Source organism: Staphylococcus piscifermentans, assembly GCF_900186985.1.
GTDB classification, from domain to species: Bacteria; Bacillota; Bacilli; order Staphylococcales; family Staphylococcaceae; genus Staphylococcus; species Staphylococcus piscifermentans.
Window position 1 is genome coordinate 726,394 of sequence record NZ_LT906447.1, and the last position, 21,518, is coordinate 747,911.

Here is a 21,518-nt window from a genome sequence, read left to right on the forward strand (position 1 = left end):
AATCAATATGGACATCATTATACTCGGAGGCTTTTTAGGCGGCGGAAAAACAACGACTTTGAACCATCTCATTGAACAAGCGCTAAAACATCATTTGCAGCCCGCAGTCATCATGAACGACTTCGGCAAAGCCAGCGTCGACAGCCATCTCATAGACCAAACCGTCCCTATGGATGAAATCATAGAAGGTTGCATATGCTGCGCCATGAAAGCCGACGTTTCACAGCAATTACATCAGATTTACCTTGATTACCAGCCAGACGTCGTATTTGTAGAATGCAGCGGTATAGCCGAACCGCAGTCCGTCATCGATGCCTGCTTGACTCCAGCTTTGACACCGATATCTACTATCAGCACAGTCATCGGCGTCATTGATGCATCACTTTACGCCAGATTGGATACGTACCCAGGTGATATGCAGAAACTCTATTACGAGCAACTCGCACACTGTTCACACCTGTTCATCAATAAAGTCGACAAGTGCGAAGCCGAAGCTGTTACCACAATCTACAGCGACCTGACCGTGCTCAATCCACAGGCAGAGATCACAGTTGGCAGTTACGGCCGTCTGGAAAGTGATTTATTTACTGAAAAGAAAACTTTGGAGAGCAGAAGGTCGAAAGAAAGCAGTTCTGCTGCTTGTGCAGTACATGAGCATCGGCATCATGAAGGTATCGGTCATCGTTATTTTGAATTTGAACAAGCGATATCTTTAGAGCAATTGGTGAAATGGTTAGAAGCCTTGCCGCAATCTATTTACCGCGTTAAAGGATTTATGCAATTTACAGAGCATCCAGAAACACAGTTAGTCCAATATACGGCAGGTCAACTAGAAATATCACCTATTGAATTGACATCTAAGGTGCCTTGTTATTTAGTGGTCATCGGCAGTGCGTTAGAACATCTTGAGTCGCCTGTCGCTTAAACCATTTAAAGTTGAGAGAAGCGGGTAATAATAAATGAGCGTTGTAAACAAATAAAAAGATGGAGGTTTTTTTATGACCCAATTTACTTTTGATCCAGCTCATTCATCTATCGAATTCCAAGTTAAACACTTAATGGTGTCTAAAGTGAAAGGCAGCTTTACTCAATTCAATGTTGAATTATCAGGTGACTTAGATGACTTAAGCTCATTGAAAGGTTCAGCATCCATTGATGTTAAATCAATCGATACAAATCAAGCAGATCGTGACAACCACCTACGTACAAGCGATTTCTTTGACGCAGATAACTATCCTGAAGTTAAATTCGAAATTAAAGATGTTACAAAGGATAAAGTAACAGGTGACTTAACAATTAAAGGTGTGACAAACGAAGAAACATTTGACCTTGATTTCGAAGGTGTCAGCAAAAACCCATTAAATGATACTAACGTAGCAGGTTTCACAGTATCTGGTAAAGTAGACCGTGAAAAGTACGGTATGTCATTTAATCAAACATTAGAAACAGGCGGTGTTTTAATCGGGAACGATGTAAAATTTGAAGCCGCACTAGAATTTGAAGTTAAAAACTAATTTATATATAGGCTGTGGTGCAGTATAATACGCTGTACTACAGTCTTTTTGTTGGCAATTAAAGTCCGGAGTATATCATAATGGGTATATAACTTTTCAATGCATTCTTTTAAAAGGAAGTGGAAATTCATGACAATACAAAGAGACGGCAATAAAATTATTTTTAGTCGAATATTTGATGCGCGTATTCAAGATGTGTTTAATGCGTATACGACGAAATCAAAGTTTGAGCAATGGTTCCATCCCAAGGGCGGTACGACTGAAGTGTATGATTTTAATCCACAACCAGGCGGCAAAAATTTCTTTAAAATTAATGCGCCGGATGGTCAAAGTTATACGGTGATGCAATATGATGAGATTGAAGCGCCTTATAAAATTATTTATCATGATTACTTTGCAAATGAAAAAGGTCAAATTAACCCCAATATGAATGGTATGAAAGTAGAAATTTATTTTAAATCTAAAGGACAAGCGCAAACAGAGGTGCAGTCTGTTTCTGTGCTGCCTACAGCTCAAGCTGCCCAGCAATTATTGGAAATGGGATTAGAAGAAGGCATGACGAGTACGTTAGATCAGTTAGAGGAATTACTTAAAAAGTGATGGGAATTCCCTGATTTTTGTCTGACCGCATTCCGCTTCTTTATAGAAAGTGCTACACTATTAGGTGATAAGACTTGATTTGCAATTTCTGATAAAGAGGTGAAAAGGAATGAACGAACGTTATGTTAAAGTCGTTATTCTGTATACGTTGAGTAGTTTAGTACCTTCTATTTTATTTAGTTCTAAATGTGTTTCGAACGGCTTCTTGAGATGGGTACTACGTACAGTTGCAGGATGCGGAATTTTCTCAGCCGGCTTGAAATTTATGGTGAAACAAAAAAATAAAAAACAAGCATAATAATGATAGATAAAGAAGTGGCGTAATGCTGCTTCTTTTTTTATCGCAAAGTTAATCGTCACTTATTTTGAAAGTGTCTATTAACAATTTATTATTTCAATTTCGGGCTAATTTATTAAAATAATTATGACAATATATTGAAATTTACTCTATGCATAACAGCCAAATAATAATATACTATATCTATCGCAAATTGATATGTAGGGGGAAGTATTTTTATGGTTATGCAAAATCATAAATCAGTTGAAGATACATATGCTTCACGTGAGACGATGAACAACGTGGTAAGTTCATCTCAAATGAAATCTGTCATGTTAAGTAAAACGCCTGTGCGTTATTTCCTTAAAGCTATTATGTCAGGTTTCTTATTATCTATCGTGGCAGTCTTCATGCTAGCAATTAAAACACAACATAACGGTATCAATGAAGGTACTATTAACTTATTAGGTGCTTTGGCATTTAGTTTAGCCTTAGTATTAATCGTTCTTACACACTCTGAGTTGCTGACAAGTAACTTTATGTATATGACAGCAGGTGCTTATTACAAATCAGTACCTATTGGTAAGATTATTTGGTTGTTTACGGTTTGTTTCATCGGTAATATCGTCGGTGGATTTATACTGTTCGGCTTATTGAAATTTACTAATGTAATGACACCTGAAATGGTCACTGCATTGACTAAGATTGTGGATAAGAAAACAACGCTTGGTACATGGGATGGTATTTTAGTTAAAGCCATCTTTGCCAACTTCTTTATCAACATCGGTATCTATGTGTCTATTCAATTTAAAGAAGGTTTATCTAAAGCTTTCTTCATCGCATGCGGTGTAGTAGTCTTTGTATTCATGGGTTATGAACACGTTGTTTATAACGCTAACTTATTCTCAGGAATGGTGTACTACAACTTTGATGCATTATCTTGGATGGACGTTTTGAAAAATATCGTGTGGGCCTTTATCGGTAACTATATCGGCGGCGGTATTTTCGTAGGTCTGTTATACGCTTTCTTTAATGGCAAAAGAAATCATTATATCGATGAACAAAAATAGTTGAAATTTGCTAGGGAATCCCCTCAAAATTGAGATAAGGGGATTCCCTATTTTTTACAAATAAATGTGAAACTATTCACATAAAAACTCAAAATAAGGTACAATGCACATAAAGGGGGAACACATCATGTCACAAACGATTATCGTAATGCATGGTATGAGACGAGGTAAACAAAATCAATTATTAATGGAAGAACTAGAAAAGGTGGGCGCACAAATTGAGGATGACTTCGATGTTGCTTTTATTGAAAGCGATGAGCTGTCGTTGCCGCAAGTGATACGCAAACATTTGCAAGAGGGTGAACATTACTTCACGATTGTGCCGCTGCTGCTATTTTCAGGACGACATTATTTAGAAGATCTTCCTGGGATTATGCGAGAAATGCAATTAATGTTTCCTGGAAGTATCCATTATCAAATTCGTCAGCCTCTCTGTTACCATCCAGCATTGACAGAGTGGATTCAAAAACGCATAGATGCTTGGCAATATCAGAATGATTCACATTCAGCGATTGTGCTGATTGCACATGGCAGTCCATTCTTGACTGAACCGGATGACGAATTGAATATGTTGAAAGCACAATGTCAAACTGAATGTCCGATTTATACCATGATGTTTTACGGTGATTTGCAGTTTGAAGGGCTCCTGCCTGATATGAAAGATGACTATCAGCATATTTTAGTCATCCCTGTGTTTTTCTATGATGGCTTCTTAGTCAATAAAATCAAGAAGAAAATTAATACACTTAAAGGAGATTCTGATATTACGATTGCACCAGCACTGAATTTCGAACCTGAACTCGATGCAATGCTGGCAGCAAGATTAAATCAAGTTAAGGAGTTTTAGTGATGTATCCAATACAACTTAATTTAAAAAATAAAAACGTAGTGCTCATTGGCGGCGGACGCATTGGTTATCGTAAGTTCAAACAACTTGCTAAAGCAGATTACGGCAGCGTTACGGTTATCAGCAAAACTTTTTTGCCAGAATTTTTCGAACAATGCTATCCAGATATTAAGTTGATTACGAAAGACTATGACAAGGAAGATATTGCAGAAGCAGATATTGTAATCATAGCAACAGATTCACCTGAAATTAATGACAAGATTAAACAAGATACGACGTCTGAACAGTTGGTGAATCACACAGGCGATAAATCTCAATCAGATTTTTTTAATATGCGAGAATTTGACTTTGAAGATTTAGCAATCAGTGTGCGTTCAAATGGCGGAGATTATAAAAAAGCAAAGCAAGTGTCAGCAGCGATAGAAAAGTATTTACGAGAGAAATACGGGAGGGAATAAAGGATGTCAAAACAACGACTCGTGATGATCGGTAACGGGATGGCCGGCGTCAGAACAATTGAAGAAATTATCGATAGAAACCCTGATAAATTCGATATTACGATTATCGGGAAAGAACCTTATCCGAATTATAACCGCATCATGTTATCCAATATTTTGCAGAAGAAGATGACGGTAGAAGAAACCATTATGAATCCTTATACTTGGTATGAAGAGCATGGGATTGCCTTGATTACGGGCGAAAGTGCCACACGTGTAAATCGTGACGAACATGTAGTAGAAACTGAAAAAGGACGTAAAATTCCTTATGATATCTGTATTTTTGCGACAGGTTCTAAAGCATTTGTCTTACCGATTCCAGGGCATGAATTACCAAGTGTGATTGGTTGGCGTACTATTGAAGATACAGAACGCATGATTGAAATTGCACAAAATAAAAAGGAAGCGATTGTGATCGGAGGCGGTCTGCTAGGTTTAGAATGTGCGCGTGGTTTATTGGATCAAGGTATGAATGTCACAGTAGTTCATTTAGCTGAATGGTTGATGGAAATGCAATTAGACCGTCAAGCGGGAGACATGCTGCGTGAAGATTTAGAAAAACAAGGCATGCGTTTTGAATTAGGTGCTAATACGAAAGAAATTATCGGAGATCAAGATGTTGAAGCGATTCGTTTAGCAGATGGCCGCGAACTTCCTGCCGATTTAGTGGTGATGGCAGTCGGTATTCGTCCATTTACTCAAGAAGCTGTCGATTCTGGATTAGAAGTCGAACGCGGCATTGTGGTGGATGATTATATGCGTACCAGCGATCCTGAAATCTTTGCAGTGGGTGAATGTGCACAACATAATGGTCGCGTATATGGTTTAGTAGCACCTTTATATGAACAAGGCAAAGTGTTGGCTGATGTGCTGACAGATCGTCCAACTGAAGGTTATCAAGGTTCTACTACTTTCACCTCGTTGAAAGTCTCTGGCTGTGATTTATATAGTGCTGGTCAAATTCAAGAAGATGATGAAGTTGAAGGCGTAGAAATTTATAATAGTCATGACCATGTCTATAAAAAGATTTTCTTAAAAGAGGAACGCGTCGTGGGTGCTGTGCTCTATGGAGATACAGATGACGGCACACGTTTCTTCAATATGATGAAAAAGCGTGAACCGATTGAAGATTACACATTAGTTTCACTTTTGCAAAAAGTTGGAGAAGAAGCGGTTTCCTCAGTGGCTGATATGGCGGATGACGAGACTATTTGCGGATGTAACGGTGTCTCGAAAGGTAAAATCGTCAGTGCTATAGTTGAAGATGGATTGACATCAGTTGCTGAAGTGACGAAAGCTACGAAAGCCGGCAACTCTTGCGGTAAATGTAAACCCGTTATTGGAGAATTACTAGAACATACTTTAGGCGGTGCCTTTGTCGCATCTAAACCAACAGGTATTTGTGATTGTACCGATTTAACACGCGATCAAATCGTGACACAAATCCGTGCGAAAGGATTAAAAACATCTAAAGAAGTACGTCATGTCTTAGGCTGGAAAAATAAAGGTGGTTGCCCGAAATGCCGTCCTGCCGTCAACTATTATTTAAATATGGTCTACCCTCATGAACATGAAGATGAAAAAGCCTCACGCTTTGCAAACGAACGTTATCATGCCAATATTCAAAATGACGGTACATTCTCCGTTATTCCACAAATGCGCGGCGGGGTAACCAATCCTGACCAATTGATTCGTTTAGGTGAAGTGGCGAAGAAATATGATGTACCATTAGTAAAAGTTACAGGTTCACAACGTATCGGTTTATACGGTATCCGTAAAGAAGATTTGCCGCACGTGTGGAAGGATTTAGGCATGCGTTCAGCATCTGCTTATGCTAAGAAGACACGTTCAGTGAAAAGTTGTGTCGGCAAAGAATTCTGTCGCTTCGGTACACAATATACAACACGTCTCGGCATTCGTTTAGAAAAAACTTTTGAATATATCGATACACCGCATAAATTTAAAATGGGCGTTTCTGGATGTCCGCGCAGTTGTGTGGAATCCGGCGTTAAAGATTTCGGTGTCATCGGTGTTGAGAATGGCTTCCAAATTTATATCGGCGGTAACGGCGGTACTGATGTCACTAAAGGTCAACTTTTAACAACAGTTGAAACAGAAGATGATGTCATTCAACTTTGCGGTGCTTTGATGCAGTATTACCGTGAAACGGGTATTTATGCCGAACGTACAGCGCCATGGTTGGAGCGCATGGGCTTTGAAAATGTGAAAGAATATATTCTCGACCCTGAACGTCAAAAAGCTTTATTTGAGCGTATTATGGATGCGAAAAGTGCAGTGGCTGAAGAGCCATGGTCAGAAATTGTAAATGATCAAACAGATCAAAAAATCTTTAAAGTAGAGAAGGTGTAAGTATGCGCGCATTAGAGAAAGTCAGAGTAGCGGCATTAGAAGATTTGACACCGCTTATCGGTACTAAGGTGCTCGTAGACGGCAAGGAAATCGGTTTATTTTTAACAGAAGACGGTAACATTTATGCAGTTAATAATGTATGTCCGCATAAACAAGGTCCACTTTCAGAAGGTACTGTGAGCGAACATTCTGTCTTCTGTCCGCTTCACGACCAGCAAATCGACTTAGAGACAGGCATTGTGCAAGAACCTGATACGGGTTGTGTCGAAACTTACGAAGTCGAAGTTATAGATGGAGATGTGTATTTATGTCTGTAAGTCCAACCGGTCATGTTTACCTTATCGGCGCAGGTCCGGGGAATCCGAATCTCCTGACACGTAAGGCAGAACATCTTATTCGAACAGCGGATATCATTTTATATGACCGCTTAGTCAATCCTTTTATTTTACAACTTGCGCCTCCTGAAGTTGAAATTATTGATGTAGGCAAAAAGCCGTATAGCCGTCATATTAAACAAGGCGAAATTAATGAAGTTTTATTAGATGCTGCTTATAAACACCAAAATGTAGTACGCTTGAAAGGCGGAGATCCGGCGATTTTCGGCAGAGTACATGAAGAGGTGGATATTTTGAAGGCACATCAAATTCCTTGTGAGATCGTGCCTGGGATTACAACAGCGAGTGCTGCTGCAGCCACACTAGGTGTCGGCTTGACATGTCGCAACGTCTCAACGAGTGTGACTTTGACTACGGGCAGCTTTAAAGGTTCTGAGGAACAAGCCATCGATATTGCTTCTTTAATCGATGGCGGCACATTAGCGATTTATATGGGCATCAAACGTCTGCACACGATTATTACGCAGATATATCAACAAGTCGGGAAAGATTATCCGATTTGTGCGGTATTCGATGTATCTTATGCTACTCAAAAAGTAATTACAGGACATCTTTCTGATATTGAAAAGAAAGTGCACGCTGAAGCACCTGAAGATGCTCCGGGCATCTTATTAATCGGTGATGCTTTAGAATTTGCTGACGAGAATACACATATCGAGATAGAAGCTATGTCACAATACTTCGGTAAAGAGTGCGTTGTGACAGGGCCGAGAGAAGCGGCTATTGAAAAAGCGTTTGAAATTTATGACGCAGGTGGATGGTGTATGATCGATCCGAATACTGATGAGCACTATCATCAAAGCCAGCTGGATTTGATATATCGCTATATGCAAGTGAATGATAATACCATGATTGTAAAAGTATGAGAAAACGGGCTGCGGCCCGTTTTTTTGTTGTTGATGATGGAGAAGTGCGATGGTGGAGATGTAGCGGGCAGGGGGAGCTGGTGAGATTCGGTGTTTTCTAGACACAACTTGGAAACTAGTGTCTAGATTCAGCCCGCCGCTCCTTTTTCCTCCCTCCTTTTCCCACTCTCCCGGCACTCCCATCACTACTGATTCAAAAAAATAGGGAATCCCCCTAGGCATATAGGAGAATCCCTAATATCTCAATTTCTCTCTGAAATATACAATGAAATTAAGTCGAAAAGGCAATCGTGAATAATTTTTTAGCCGAATGAGCAACGTAATTTGATGAGAGGATGTTATCTATGGCGAAATTTGGAATGAACTTTTTTAAGCCAACTGAAAAATTTAACGGCAATTGGTCGGTTTTAACAGATAAAAGCAGAGAATGGGAGAAAATGTATCGTGAACGTTGGAGTCACGATAAAGTCGTACGTACAACGCATGGCGTTAACTGCACAGGTTCATGTTCTTGGAAAGTATTTGTAAAAAATGGTGTTATCACTTGGGAGAACCAACAAACAGATTATCCAAGCTGTGGACCGGATATGCCTGAGTTTGAACCACGTGGGTGTCCTCGTGGTGCGTCTTTCTCTTGGTATGAATATAGTCCGCTTCGTGTACGATACCCTTACATGCGCGGCAAGTTATGGGAACTTTGGACAACCGCTTTAGAAGAACACGAGGGTAATCATATTGCGGCCTGGGCTTCAATTGTAGAAGATCCTGAAAAGGCAAAGATTTATAAAAATGCCCGCGGTAAAGGCGGCCACATGCGTGTATCTTGGAAAGATGTCTTGCAGTTAATTGCAGCACAATTATTATACACAATTAAGAAAGACGGCCCGGACCGTATCGCAGGATTCACACCAATCCCGGCTATGTCTATGTTGAGTTATGCATCAGGTGCACGTTTCATCAATTTGATGGGCGGAGAAATGTTAAGTTTCTATGATTGGTATGCAGACTTACCGCCAGCTTCGCCGCAAATTTGGGGTGAACAAACTGATGTTCCTGAATCTAGTGATTGGTATAACGCAAACTACATTATTATGTGGGGGTCTAACGTACCATTAACACGTACACCAGATGCGCATTTTATGACTGAAGTACGTTATAAAGGAACAAAGGTAGTTTCTGTCGCGCCAGATTATGCAGAAAATGTAAAATTTGCAGATAACTGGTTAGCACCGAACCCTGGTACTGATGCCGCTGTGGCACAAGCAATGACACATGTTATCTTGCAAAAATATTATGTAGATGAACCTTCTGAAATGTTTATCAACTATGCGAAACAATATACAGATATGCCATTCTTATTAATGTTTGATGAGCATGAAGGCGGATATAAAGCAGGACGCTTTTTACGCGCAAGCGATTTAGGTATGGAATCTGAAAACAATGAATGGAAACCAGTTGTATTTGATAATGAATCCGGTGAAATCATTGTTCCGAACGGTACTATGGGACAACGTTGGGAAGAAGGCAAACAATGGAACTTGAAATTAGAAAATGAAGATGGTTCTAAGGTTGATCCCGCATTGTCAGTTGCTGAAGATGAACACGATATTGATATAATGAAATTCCCTTATTTCGATAATGCAGGCAATGGTATTTTCGAACGCCCGATTGCTTCGCGTGAAGTGACATTAGCAGATGGCAAGAAAGTTAAAGTTGCAACAGTTTATGACTTGATGACAAGCCAATACGGTATCCGTCGTTTCAATCATGAACTGGAAGCCAAAGGTTTTGATGATGCTGAAACGCAATATACACCAGCATGGCAAGAAGCAGTAGCGGGTGTGAAACAAGATGTCATTACACAAGTAGCAACTGAATTTGCACAAAATGCAATTGATACAGGCGGCCGTTCAATGATTATCATGGGTGCTGGTATTAACCACTGGTTCAATTCAGATACGATTTATCGTGCTGTTTTAAACTTAGTAATGCTTTGCGGCTGTCAAGGAGTCAATGGCGGAGGCTGGGCGCACTATGTAGGACAAGAGAAATGTCGTCCGATTGAAGGTTGGAGCACTATTGCGTTTGCTAAAGACTGGCAAGGTCCGCCACGTCTGCAAAATGGTACAAGCTGGTTCTATTTCACAACAGATCAATGGAAATATGAAGAATCAGGTGTTGATAAGCTAGCATCTCCGCTTGCAGACGAACTTAAACATAAACACCCTGCAGATTATAATGTTACAGCAGCGCGTTTAGGTTGGTTACCATCATATCCGCAATTTGATACAAATAGTTTGAGATTTGGTGAAGATGCGAAAGAAGCAGGAGAATTCACAAATGAAGAAGTATTGAAACGTGCCGTAGAATCTGTGAAAAGCCGCGAAACTAAATTTGCGGTTGAAGATCCGGATTTACGTACGAATCATCCGAAATCATTGTTTATTTGGCGTTCTAACTTGTTATCAAGTTCTGCTAAAGGACAAGAGTATTTCATGAAACACATGTTAGGTACAAGTTCTGGGTTATTAGCGGAACCAAATGAAGAAGACAAACCGGAAGAGATGATTTGGCGTGATGATGTACAAGGTAAATTAGATTTAATTGTTGCGTTAGATTTCCGTATGACTTCAACACCGCTTAAAGCAGATATCGTTTTACCTGCTGCGACATGGTATGAAAAACATGACTTATCATCAACAGACATGCACCCATTCGTACATCCATTCAATCCAGCAATTGATCCATTATGGGAGTCTCGTTCTGACTGGGATATTTTCAAATCATTAAGTCAGACAGTATCTGAAATGGCTAAAGTTTATATGCCTGGTACTTATAAAGATGTTGTGACATCGCCATTAGCACATGATTCAAAACAAGAAATCGCTACACCTTATGGCAAAGTGAAAGATTGGACAAAAGGTGAAGTTGAAGCAATTCCTGGAAAAACAATGCCAGGTTTTGCAGTAGTAGATCGTGATTATACACTCATTTACGATAAATATGTCACTGCAGGACCATTATTAGAATCAGCAAAATTAGGTGCGCATGGTGTAAGCTTCCCTGTTAAAAAACAATATGAAGAAGCGAAAGATATTGTGGGTACTTGGAGTGACGGCACAATCAAAGACGGCCGTCCAAGAATTGACACAGCAAGACGTGCAGCTGATGTTGTTTTAAATATTTCATCAGCAACAAATGGAGAATTATCTCAAGCTTCTTACAAAGACTTAGAAGAAAAAACTGGAATGCCATTAGCAGATATTTCTAGTGACCGCAGTGCTGAGAAAATTACTTTTATGAACATTACGTCTCAACCGCGTGAAGTAATTCCAACTGCAGTATTCTCAGGTTCTAATAAAGGGAACAAACGTTATTCACCGTTTACAACAAATATTGAACGTCTTGTACCATTCCGTACATTAACAGGACGTCAAAGTTATTATTTAGATCATGAAATCTTCCAACAATTCGGTGAAAGTTTGCCAGTATACAAACCGACACTGCCGCCAATGGTATTTGGTACCAAAGATAAACAAGTAATCGGCGGACAAGACAATTTAGTTTTAAGATATTTAACACCACATGGTAAATGGAATATCCACTCTACTTACCAAGATAACCAACACATGTTGACACTATTCCGCGGTGGTCCGACTGTATGGATTGCAAAAGAAGATGCAGAAGCCCACGATATTCATGATAATGATTGGTTAGAAGTTTATAACCGTAATGGAGTTGTAACCGCAAGAGCCGTGACATCACACAGAATGCCTAAAGGGACAATGTTTATGTATCACGCACAAGATAAACATATTCAAACACCAGGATCTGAAATTACAGGATTACGCGGCGGTTCACATAACGCGCCAACTAGAATTCATTTAAAACCGACACAATTAGTCGGAGGGTATGCGCAAATCAGTTACAGCTTCAACTATTATGGTCCAATCGGAAACCAAAGAGATGTTTATGTAGCAGTTAGAAAGATGAAGGAGGTAGATTGGCTTGAAGATTAAAGCACAAGTAGCCATGGTATTGAACTTGGATAAGTGTATCGGATGCCATACATGTAGTGTGACATGTAAAAATACTTGGACAAACCGTCCAGGTGCTGAATATATTTGGTTCAATAATGTAGAAACTAAACCAGGTGTCGGTTATCCGAAACGATGGGAAGATCAAGAACACTATAAAGGTGGCTGGACTTTAAATAAAAAAGGGAAATTAGATTTGAAATCTGGAAGCAGATGGTCAAAAATTGCTTTCGGTAAAATTTTCTACAACCCTGATATGCCAGTTATCAAAGATTATTATGAACCTTGGACATACAACTATGAGCATTTAACAACAGCGAAAGCCAGCAAACATTCTCCAGTTGCCACTGCACATTCAGTAATTTCTGGCGATAAGATCGATTTACAATGGGGACCGAACTGGGAAGATGATTTAGCGGGCGCTCATGTCACTGCACCTGAAGATCCGAATGTTCAACGCATTGAAGAAAAAATTCAATTTGATTTCGATCAAACATTTATGATGTACTTACCGCGTTTATGCGAACACTGCTTGAACCCAAGCTGTGTAGCATCGTGTCCTTCTGGTGCAATGTATAAGCGTGACGAAGACGGTATCGTCTTAGTTGACCAAGATGCTTGTCGCGGCTGGCGTTATTGTATGACTGGCTGTCCATATAAAAAGGTTTACTTCAACTGGAAAACAAATAAAGCAGAAAAATGTACTTTCTGTTTCCCACGTGTTGAAGCAGGCATGCCGACAGTTTGTTCTGAAACTTGTACAGGCCGTATGCGTTATTTAGGTGTATTGCTATATGATGCAGACCGTGTACATGAAGTTGCATCTTGTGAGAATGAACAAGATTTGTATGAAAAGCAATGTGAACTGTTCTTGAATCCTTATGATGAAGATGTCATTGAACAAGCGAAAAAAGATGGTATTTCTATGGATTGGATTGAAGCAGCACAAAATTCTCCAGTCTATAAATTAGCAATTGAATATAAACTTGCTTTCCCATTACATCCTGAATATCGTACATTACCAATGGTTTGGTATTGCCCGCCATTAAGTCCGATTATGAACTACTTTGAAGGTAAAGATTCAATTAAAAATCCAGATGCAATCTTCCCGGCTATTGAAGAAATGCGTCTGCCGATTGAATATCTTGCTAGTTTATTAACAGCTGGAGATACCAAATCAGTAAAAGAAGCCTTGCAACGTATGGCGATGATGAGAAGCTATATGCGTGCGCAAGTCACTGGCAAAGACTTCGATACAGACCGCCTAGCACGTCTTGGTTTAACTGAACGTCAAACTAAAGATATGTATCGACTGTTGGCTATTGCGAAATATGAAGATCGTTTCGTTATTCCGACTTCACATAAAGAACAGTACATGGACACTTATGCAGCACAAGGCAGTCAAGGTTATCAATTTGGCGACCCGACAACAACTGATTCTTATAGCAGCGGTTGTGAAGGTTGCGGTGCTCCTGTTGCATTGAAACCGGGTCAAACTGGACAAGAAGCTTACAACGAAAGCTTTTATGGAGGGATTTTCCGTGATTAACTTAGATAACTTTTATCAATATCAAGAATCTATCGGTTACTTCGCGCAACAATTGAATTTTCCTGAAAAATTAACTTTCCATCCTAAAACCTTCAATGAAATTTTTGATACGAACCATCCAGCATATGCTGAGGTGGTAGCGTATCGCGAACAAATCCAAAGCCATACATTAACTGAAATCAAACAACTCTATACAGATACCTTTGATTTCAACAAACAAGCGCCGCTGTACATGACTTATAATAAATTCGATACACAAAAAGAACGTGGTCAAATGTTGGCGAAGTTAAAAGTCTTATATGAGATGTTCGGTTTGGATATGGTCGATAATGAATTATCAGATTATCTGCCGTTGATGTTGGAATTTTTATATGTGGCGCAGTGGCAAAATGATGACCGTGCAGAAGACAACATTGAATTTGTGATTATGGTCATTGAAGATGGAACGTATGCTATGCTGCAGCAACTAAGAGAAATAGACAGTCCTTATGCACCTTTAATTAAAGGTTTAAGAGAAACATTGAAGCGATGTCTACAACCAAGCAAAGAGGTGAGCCAGCATGCTTAATCAATTTCTATGGATTATTTATCCTTATCTGTGTGTAGCCATTTTTATTATCGGTCATATTGCACGTTATCAATATGATCAATTCTCCTGGACAGCAAAATCCAGTGAATTTATTGAAAAGAAACGATTGAAATGGGGCAGCCTGCTGTTTCATTTAGGTATTATACCAGTGGCAGCTGGTCACTTTGTCGGTCTAGTAATTCCGGCATCTTGGTTGGAAGGTATCGGTGTTAATAATCACATTTACCACATTGGAGCCGTTTATATCGGCAGTCTTTTCGGATTCATGGTCTTAATCGGAATGATTTTACTGACATATCGTCGTGTATCTATTAAGAATATTAGACGTTTAAGCTCTGCATCGGACATGGTAGTCAATTTCTTTTTGCTTGTAATTATTTGTATGGGCTTATATTCTACACTTGTAACTAATGCGATATCACCAGATTTTGACTACAGACAAACCATTTCAATTTGGTTCAGACATTTATTTACCTTTAATCCTAATGCGAGTTTGATGACAAATATACCGTGGTCATTTAAACTGCATATATTCTTAGGTTTTTCAATTTTTGCTTTATGGCCGTTCACACGCCTAGTGCATGTTTGGAGTGTGCCATTGTCTTATGCAAACAGAAGTTATATCATTTATCGTAAAAATAAAGCAAGATCATAGTAAGGAGTGGAGGTATTGAATAGTGTAATTGCTTCAGACTACTTTGACTATCAAGCCGCTTTGGATGAAATCAGAGTAACAGAGAGATTTGATTTTGCAGCGATTGCATTGCCTGAAGATGATTCCCATTGTGCAATCATTAAATGGAAATATGCATCCGGCAATATTAATAACCGTTATCGCATGATTGTTTTAAGACCTGGCAAAGGGTTGGCCGGATTAGTGATTCGAACAGGCGCTCGAAAAGTTATTGCAGATGTTGAGTCTGAATTGAGTCAAAATGACAAATTAGGTTACCCGATTGTCTTAAGTGAAGTGTTGACGGCTATGATTGCAATTCCCTTATGGAAGAACAATCGCGTTTACGGTGCTTTGCTTTTAGGACAGCGAGAGGGCCGTCCGTTACCCGCAGGCAGTGAGAAATTTTGTATTCAGAGCAGGTTAGGGAGTTTTACAGATGAAATCAACAAATAACCGCAGCAAATTACAAGAGTTATTGACGCAATATTATTTGAATACTAATGAGAAAATGGTCTTCTTAAACAGCCTGGGTGAAGTCATAGCACTTAATGAAGCGGCAGAAGAAGTGTTTGCTGAGGACAATGATTATTCGCAAATGACCAATGCCATCTGCCGCAGATGTGAAGGTTATTCGAATGAATATGATATCATGTCTTGCGAGAATTGTTTTTTAGAAGCTTTAGAAATCGGAAAAGGAAGCTTTCAAGTGTTCATGCGTACTAAAGAGAATAAAATCCAACCTTATACAGCATCCTATGAATTGATAGATCAAGACAAAGGCATTTATGCATTTACATTACACAATATTTCTCCGCAAATTCAGCGTCAAGAACGTATGTATCAACGTAAAATGATGCAAAAAACGATTTCTGCTCAGGAAAATGAGCGTAAACGTATTTCAAGAGAGCTGCACGACGGGATTGTGCAAGAATTAATCAATGTGGACGTTGAGCTACGTTTATTAAAGTACCAGCAAGATAAGGATGAATTAATAGATAATTCGAAGCGGATTGAAGGCATTATGTCACGTTTAATCGATGATGTACGTAATTTGTCGGTAGAATTACGTCCTTCTTCTTTAGATGATTTAGGTTTAGATGCCGCTTTCCGCTCATACTTCAAACAATTTGAAAGAAACTACGGTGTATATGTCGATTATCATACGAACGTTTCAGCACAACGATTTGATAATGAAGTTGAAACGGTGGTATATCGAGTAGTGCAAGAAGCACTATTCAATGCATTAAAATATGCGCAAGTTGACACAATTGAAGTTTCAATACAATTAAGTGATGAAACGATTATTGCAGAAGTCAGTGACCGTGGCGTCGGATTCAAGAGAGGAGATAATCCAAAGGGCACAGGGTTAGGTTTATTCGGCATGAATGAACGTGCCGAACAAGTGAATGGGACAGTTAATATAGATTCTCAAATCGGTCGCGGCACCATTGTAACGTTGGAAGTTCCAATAACTGATAAACGATAGGAGACTTGAATTTGAAGATAGTGATTGCAGATGATCATGCAGTAGTAAGAACCGGCTTCTCTATGATTTTGAATTTTCAAGAGGACATGGAAGTGGTCGACACTGCTGCTGAAGGTGTGGAAGCTTACCAGAAAGTAATGCAGCACCATCCGGATGTTTTAATTATGGACTTAAGCATGCCTCCAGGAGAATCAGGACTGATTGCTACAAGTAAGATTGTAGAAAGCTTTCCTGATACGAAGATTTTAATTTTAACAATGTATGATGATGAAGAATATTTATTTCATGTCTTGCGTAATGGTGCCAAGGGTTATATTTTGAAAAATGCACCTGATGAGCAATTGGTTTCTGCTGTGCGCACAGTTTATCGTGGCGACACGTATATTGACCCTAAAATGACGACCTCATTAGTCAATGAATTCGTGAACAGTACTGGGCAAGATGCTAAAAATACGAACGATCCATTTCGAATCTTGTCAAAACGTGAATTAGAAATTCTGCCTTTAATTGCTAAAGGATATGGAAATAAAGAAATTGCTGAGAAATTGTTTGTGTCAGTGAAAACAGTAGAAGCACATAAAACACATATTATGCAGAAATTAAATTTAAAATCAAAGCCAGAACTGGTAGAGTATGCTTTGAAGAAAAAACTGTTAGATTTCTGAAGAATTTTAAAGAATCTGTCGACAAAGACAGGTTCTTTTTTGGGGGTTTTAATTGTGTCGTAAATATGACTATAATCACTGATATGACAAGGCTTGAGACTGTTAAATAAGTATTAGGGAAAAGCCGAATGATTTAAGGGAAAGCCCTGATATGCATCTTTATCCACCCATTATAAAATATAAATATAAGCAGTATCTTAGAATATTAATAAAAACTTCGACTCAAAGTAAAAAATTCACTAAGATACTGCTATTTTTGTTGATATGAAAACGTTAGGGTGAAAAAAATGAACAAATCAAAAGGTGGTTTACAATTAACAGTCCAAACTTTAAGTTTGGTCGCTGGGTTTATGGTATGGAGTATCATTGCGCCTTTGATGCCGATGATTTCACAAGACATTAAGATTACAAGTTCTCAAATTTCTATTGTACTTGCAATACCGGTTATTTTAGGATCAGTTTTACGTATTCCATTCGGTTATTTGACGAACATTATTGGCGCAAAATGGGTTTTCTTTTCTAGTTTTATTATACTTTTATTCCCAATTTTCTTACTGAGCCAAGCGCAATCAGTTAATATGCTGATGTTGGCAGGGTTTTTCTTAGGAGTCGGTGGAGCAGTCTTTTCAGTAGGTGTAACGTCTATTCCTAAATATTTTCCTAAAGATAAAGTGGGCTTAGCCAATGGTATTTATGGAATGGGGAACTTAGGTACAGCAGTTTCTTCATTCTTGGCACCTCCAATTGCTGGTGCGATCGGTTGGCAATCTACTGTCAGATTATACTTAATTGTGATGGCAGTATTTGCGATTATTATGTTCTTTTTAGGTGATGCTAAAGAGCCTAAAGTTAAAATTCCTTTAGTGGCACAAACAAAAGATTTACTTAAAGATTTAAGAACTTACTATTTAAGCTTTTGGTATTTTATTACCTTTGGCTCATTTGTAGCTTTCGGTATCTTCTTACCAAAATACTTAGTTGATCATTATGAATTGACAACAGTAGATGCAGGTATTCGTGCAGGTATCTTTATCGCGATTGCGACATTCTTAAGACCTCTTGGCGGTATTATTGGTGATAAAATTGACGCTGTAAAAGCGTTGAAAGTAGATTTTATCTTTATGATTATCGGTGCCGTCATTTTAGGTATTGCCAGTGACATGATTTTATTCACGGTGGGTTGTTTAACCGTCAGCGTATGTGCAGGTATCGGCAATGGTTTGGTATTCAAACTTGTACCGCAGTATTTCCAAAAAGAAGCAGGAGTTGCAAACGGTATTGTTTCAATGATGGGAGGATTGGGAGGTTTCTTCCCGCCATTAGTAATTACGTATGTAACAAGCTTGACAGGTACAAGCCACTTAGCCTTTATTTTCTTAGCATGCTTCGGTGTGATTGCACTGATTACAATGTGGCACTTAAGCCGCAAACAACGTGTGTTAGTCTAAACGAACTGATGTTAACAATGGAAAAGATATGATGAATTTAATATTCGTAAATGTTTGAAGACAGGATAGACGGTTGATGTATGATGAGACATCAGCCGTCTTTTTTAAAATAAATCTCGTGATGAAAAAATAACCCGCAGAACTATGCATCAAAGCATGAGAACTGCGGATTATTGAAGTAAATTGTTTCTATATTATTTTACAGTATCATAATAACGGATATTATCTGAGATTTCTTTAAGGTAGAAATTGCCTTTCGGTTCTACTTCTAATTCAGTTTCAGTATCGAATTCTAAGTTATCGAAGCGGTTGAAGAATTGTTCATATTCTTCTACAGATAAAGCTTTACGATTATCTAACATGGCTTTATGACCTTTGATATCGAGATGATCTTGATAATTGTTCATAAGCGTTGCACTGAAGAATTCTCCGACTGAGCCAGAACCATAACTGAATAGGCCGATAGTGTCTCCGCCATTCAATTTGTGGTTTTCAAGCAATGAAATTAAGCTGAGATATAAAGAGCCTGTATAGACGTTTCCGACATAACGGTTGTAATCTGTCGCAGATTTATAGCCTTCATTCAGTCTTGCTTGTGTATCTTCTGACGCACTATCTGTTAAAATAGAATCAAGTGCTTTTTGACCCATTTTTGTAAATGGAACGTGGAAGCATAAAGCAGCAAAGTCAGACAATGATTTATGATGACGTTTCGCGTATTCGTTCCAGCTTTCTTGGAAAGACTTGATATAAGCATCTTTAGATAATTTACCAGCCACTAGAGGATAAATCTCGCCAGATGGTCGCCAGAAATCATAAACGTCTTCTGTATAAGCAACTGAATCATCATGCAATTCAAGGATACTAGGGTTATGGCTGATGACCATTGCGACTGCACCTGCACCTTGTGTAGGTTCGCCGCCGCTGTTCAATCCATAACGAGCAGTATCACTGGCGATGACTAACACTTTTTCATTAGGACGTGGTACTAAATAATCTTTCGCTAATTGAATGGCTGGCGTTGCAGCATAGCAAGCCTCTTTCATTTCAAAACAACGCGCAAAAGGTTGGATTCCTAAAAGATGATGAATTTGCACCGCAGAGGCTTTTGCAGAATCAATGGCTGATTCTGTTGCAACAATCACCATGGTAATATCTTTCTTGTCTTGTTCTGATAGAATAGGTTGAGCAGCGTTAGCACCCATAGATACAATATCTTGAGAGACAGGGCTTACAGCCATTTGCGATTGGCCGATGCCGATTAAGAATTTGTTCGGGTCTACGCCACGTGCTTCAGCAAGCTCAGCCATGTCTACGTAGAAGTTCGGAATATAAAAATTAAGTTGGTCGATACCAATTGTCATAAATAACCAACATCCTTTCTTGATATGTTAAATCACTTTAAATCATATCAAAAGAAAGCACAGAAATACAATTTTAAATTAGTAGCTAGTGATAAAAAAGGAGATAAAGATTATGAGTAAAATTGCAATTGTCAGCGCTAAACGTACACCAGTAGGAAAATTCAGAGGGAAGTTAAGAGATTATTCTGCAGTACAGCTTGGTACGATCGCTTTAGAAGCGGCTATCGATGCTATTGAATTGCCTAAAGATACTATCGAAAATGTAATTTTCGGTAATGTGCTTCAAGCAGGAAACGGCCAAAATCCAGCACGTCAAATTTTAGTCAATGCAGGTTTACCTACTACAACTCCTGGGATGACTATTAATGAAGTCTGTGGTTCTGGATTGAAAGCTGTGATTTTAGGTAAACAACTGATTCAATTAGGTGAAGCTAAAGTCGTAGCAGTAGGCGGGGTTGAAAGTATGACGAATGCACCTAAATTGCTTATCGAAGGCAAAGAGAAACCTGTACCGAGCTTTATGCATGACGGTTTAACAGATGCCTTTGAAAATGTACCAATGGGCATCACTGCAGAACGTATTGCAGATCAATATGAAGTCACACGTGAACAACAAGATGAGTTCGCCGTAAAATCCCATCAAAAAGCCTATGAAGCCACTCAAGCAGGCAAATATAATGAGGAAATGATTCCGTTGAAAGATGCAGATGGTGAAATGATGACTTCAGATGAAGGCATTCGTGGTAATAGTTCAGTTGAAAAATTATCAACATTAGACACTATTTTTAAAGAAGACGGTTCTGTGACTGCAGGAAATGCATCTAGCATTAATGATGGTGCGTCAGCATTAATCTTGATGGATGAAGATTATGCTAAAGCACATGGTTTCGAAGTGCTTGCGACACTCGGTGACTATGCAGAAGTCGGCTGTGACCCGGAAATTATGGGTATCGCTCCATTCTATGCCGTAAGTAAGTTGCTGGAAAAAACAGGCAAAACAATGAATGATATTGATTTAGTTGAAATGACAGAAGCCTTTGCGGTACAAAGTATTGCAGTTAAAGATAATTTGAATATTCCAGATGAGAAATTAAATATTTATGGCGGTGCAGTAGCAATCGGTCATCCAATCGGTGCTAGCGGTGCACGTCTCGTAACTTCATTAGTGAACGAATTACATCAAGAAAATAAACAAACTGGTATTGCTACTGCTTGTATCGGCGGCGGACTGGGTCTCGCTTTAGCAGTTGAAAAAGGAGAATAATGAA

General features: G+C 38.9%; 20 protein-coding genes. 19 read left to right on the top strand and 1 reads right to left on the bottom strand.

The window, feature by feature from the left end:
• Positions 1 to 7 precede the first annotated feature (7 nt).
• The 18 genes from CKV71_RS02990 to CKV71_RS03075 all read left to right on the top strand — a co-directional run bounded on the left by CKV71_RS02990 (position 8) and on the right by CKV71_RS03075 (position 18,886).
• Positions 8 to 925 (top strand): CobW family GTP-binding protein, encoded by a 918-nt coding sequence (locus tag CKV71_RS02990; protein ID WP_095103679.1) that lies wholly within the window; start codon positions 8 to 10, stop codon positions 923 to 925.
• Between the two features lie 73 nt (positions 926 to 998).
• A complete protein-coding gene (locus CKV71_RS02995) occupies positions 999 to 1,514 on the top strand; it encodes a YceI family protein (protein WP_095103681.1) in 516 nt (171 codons plus the stop codon).
• A gap of 129 nt (positions 1,515 to 1,643) precedes the next feature.
• Positions 1,644 to 2,114 carry an SRPBCC family protein gene (locus CKV71_RS03000; RefSeq protein WP_095103683.1) on the top strand — a complete coding sequence of 157 codons (471 nt, stop codon included), beginning with the start codon at positions 1,644 to 1,646 and terminating at the stop codon, positions 2,112 to 2,114.
• A 109-nt stretch (positions 2,115 to 2,223) separates the two neighbouring features.
• A complete protein-coding gene (locus CKV71_RS03005) occupies positions 2,224 to 2,412 on the top strand; it encodes a hypothetical protein (RefSeq protein WP_095103685.1) in 189 nt (62 codons plus the stop codon).
• Between the two features lie 218 nt (positions 2,413 to 2,630).
• Positions 2,631 to 3,461, top strand: a complete 831-nt coding sequence (locus CKV71_RS03010; RefSeq protein WP_095103687.1) for a formate/nitrite transporter family protein — start codon at positions 2,631 to 2,633, stop codon at positions 3,459 to 3,461.
• A gap of 127 nt (positions 3,462 to 3,588) precedes the next feature.
• Positions 3,589 to 4,308 carry a sirohydrochlorin chelatase gene (locus CKV71_RS03015; protein ID WP_095103689.1) on the top strand — a complete coding sequence of 240 codons (720 nt, stop codon included), beginning with the start codon at positions 3,589 to 3,591 and terminating at the stop codon, positions 4,306 to 4,308.
• Positions 4,309 to 4,310: 2 nt separating this feature from the next.
• Positions 4,311 to 4,766: a precorrin-2 dehydrogenase/sirohydrochlorin ferrochelatase family protein gene (locus CKV71_RS03020; RefSeq protein WP_095103691.1), complete on the top strand. Its 456-nt coding sequence runs from the start codon at positions 4,311 to 4,313 to the stop codon at positions 4,764 to 4,766.
• A 3-nt stretch (positions 4,767 to 4,769) separates the two neighbouring features.
• On the top strand, positions 4,770 to 7,175 hold the full coding sequence (gene nirB, locus CKV71_RS03025; protein ID WP_095103693.1) for a nitrite reductase large subunit NirB: 2,406 nt from the start codon (positions 4,770 to 4,772) through the stop codon (positions 7,173 to 7,175).
• 2 nt (positions 7,176 to 7,177) lie between these two features.
• The gene (gene nirD, locus CKV71_RS03030; protein ID WP_095103695.1) at positions 7,178 to 7,492 is read left to right on the top strand and encodes a nitrite reductase small subunit NirD; all 315 of its coding nucleotides are present in this window, start codon (positions 7,178 to 7,180) and stop codon (positions 7,490 to 7,492) included.
• Positions 7,483 to 8,436: a uroporphyrinogen-III C-methyltransferase gene (gene cobA, locus CKV71_RS03035; protein WP_095103697.1), complete on the top strand. Its 954-nt coding sequence runs from the start codon at positions 7,483 to 7,485 to the stop codon at positions 8,434 to 8,436. Before nirD ends, cobA begins: the two co-directional genes overlap by 10 nt.
• Positions 8,437 to 8,780: 344 nt before the next feature.
• The gene (locus tag CKV71_RS03040; protein ID WP_095103699.1) at positions 8,781 to 12,455 is read left to right on the top strand and encodes a nitrate reductase subunit alpha; all 3,675 of its coding nucleotides are present in this window, start codon (positions 8,781 to 8,783) and stop codon (positions 12,453 to 12,455) included.
• Complete coding sequence (gene narH, locus CKV71_RS03045; protein ID WP_095103701.1) at positions 12,445 to 14,022, top strand: nitrate reductase subunit beta; 1,578 nt, start codon at positions 12,445 to 12,447, stop codon at positions 14,020 to 14,022. The genes CKV71_RS03040 and narH overlap by 11 nt, the downstream gene beginning before the upstream one ends.
• Positions 14,015 to 14,590, top strand: coding sequence for a nitrate reductase molybdenum cofactor assembly chaperone (locus CKV71_RS03050; protein ID WP_095103703.1), 576 nt, complete (start codon positions 14,015 to 14,017; stop codon positions 14,588 to 14,590). Before narH ends, CKV71_RS03050 begins: the two co-directional genes overlap by 8 nt.
• Positions 14,583 to 15,266, top strand: a complete 684-nt coding sequence (narI, locus tag CKV71_RS03055; protein WP_095103707.1) for a respiratory nitrate reductase subunit gamma — start codon at positions 14,583 to 14,585, stop codon at positions 15,264 to 15,266. Before CKV71_RS03050 ends, narI begins: the two co-directional genes overlap by 8 nt.
• Positions 15,267 to 15,281: 15 nt before the next feature.
• Entirely contained in the window at positions 15,282 to 15,740 is a 459-nt protein-coding gene (gene nreA, locus CKV71_RS03060; RefSeq protein WP_095103711.1) for a nitrate respiration regulation accessory nitrate sensor NreA, read from the top strand.
• Entirely contained in the window at positions 15,724 to 16,773 is a 1,050-nt protein-coding gene (gene nreB, locus CKV71_RS03065) for a nitrate respiration regulation sensor histidine kinase NreB (protein WP_095103714.1), read from the top strand. Before nreA ends, nreB begins: the two co-directional genes overlap by 17 nt.
• 11 nt (positions 16,774 to 16,784) lie before the next feature.
• Positions 16,785 to 17,438: a nitrate respiration regulation response regulator NreC gene (gene nreC / locus CKV71_RS03070; protein WP_095103718.1), complete on the top strand. Its 654-nt coding sequence runs from the start codon at positions 16,785 to 16,787 to the stop codon at positions 17,436 to 17,438.
• A gap of 287 nt (positions 17,439 to 17,725) precedes the next feature.
• Positions 17,726 to 18,886, top strand: a complete 1,161-nt coding sequence (locus CKV71_RS03075; RefSeq protein ID WP_095103722.1) for a nitrate/nitrite transporter — start codon at positions 17,726 to 17,728, stop codon at positions 18,884 to 18,886.
• 194 nt (positions 18,887 to 19,080) lie between these two features.
• Here the strand turns inward: CKV71_RS03075 and CKV71_RS03080 are convergent, their stop codons facing one another.
• A complete protein-coding gene (locus CKV71_RS03080) occupies positions 19,081 to 20,250 on the bottom strand; it encodes a hydroxymethylglutaryl-CoA synthase (protein ID WP_095103726.1) in 1,170 nt (389 codons plus the stop codon).
• Positions 20,251 to 20,362: 112 nt separating this feature from the next.
• On the opposite strand from CKV71_RS03080, the gene CKV71_RS03085 reads away from it, so the two are divergent.
• On the top strand, positions 20,363 to 21,514 hold the full coding sequence (locus CKV71_RS03085; RefSeq protein WP_095103730.1) for a thiolase family protein: 1,152 nt from the start codon (positions 20,363 to 20,365) through the stop codon (positions 21,512 to 21,514).
• The last annotated feature ends 4 nt before the right edge of the window (positions 21,515 to 21,518 follow it).

Coding starts and splice junctions, on each gene's coding strand:
- CKV71_RS02990 (WP_095103679.1), top strand. CDS start 8: ATGGACATCATTATACTCGGAGGCTTTTTAGGCGGCGGAAAAACAACG.
- CKV71_RS02995 (WP_095103681.1), top strand. CDS start 999: ATGACCCAATTTACTTTTGATCCAGCTCATTCATCTATCGAATTCCAA.
- CKV71_RS03000 (WP_095103683.1), top strand. CDS start 1,644: ATGACAATACAAAGAGACGGCAATAAAATTATTTTTAGTCGAATATTT.
- CKV71_RS03005 (WP_095103685.1), top strand. CDS start 2,224: ATGAACGAACGTTATGTTAAAGTCGTTATTCTGTATACGTTGAGTAGT.
- CKV71_RS03010 (WP_095103687.1), top strand. CDS start 2,631: ATGGTTATGCAAAATCATAAATCAGTTGAAGATACATATGCTTCACGT.
- CKV71_RS03015 (WP_095103689.1), top strand. CDS start 3,589: ATGTCACAAACGATTATCGTAATGCATGGTATGAGACGAGGTAAACAA.
- CKV71_RS03020 (WP_095103691.1), top strand. CDS start 4,311: ATGTATCCAATACAACTTAATTTAAAAAATAAAAACGTAGTGCTCATT.
- nirB (WP_095103693.1), top strand. CDS start 4,770: ATGTCAAAACAACGACTCGTGATGATCGGTAACGGGATGGCCGGCGTC.
- nirD (WP_095103695.1), top strand. CDS start 7,178: ATGCGCGCATTAGAGAAAGTCAGAGTAGCGGCATTAGAAGATTTGACA.
- cobA (WP_095103697.1), top strand. CDS start 7,483: ATGTCTGTAAGTCCAACCGGTCATGTTTACCTTATCGGCGCAGGTCCG.
- CKV71_RS03040 (WP_095103699.1), top strand. CDS start 8,781: ATGGCGAAATTTGGAATGAACTTTTTTAAGCCAACTGAAAAATTTAAC.
- narI (WP_095103707.1), top strand. CDS start 14,583: ATGCTTAATCAATTTCTATGGATTATTTATCCTTATCTGTGTGTAGCC.
- nreB (WP_095103714.1), top strand. CDS start 15,724: ATGAAATCAACAAATAACCGCAGCAAATTACAAGAGTTATTGACGCAA.
- CKV71_RS03075 (WP_095103722.1), top strand. CDS start 17,726: ATGAACAAATCAAAAGGTGGTTTACAATTAACAGTCCAAACTTTAAGT.
- CKV71_RS03080 (WP_095103726.1), bottom strand. CDS start 20,250: ATGACAATTGGTATCGACCAACTTAATTTTTATATTCCGAACTTCTAC.
- CKV71_RS03085 (WP_095103730.1), top strand. CDS start 20,363: ATGAGTAAAATTGCAATTGTCAGCGCTAAACGTACACCAGTAGGAAAA.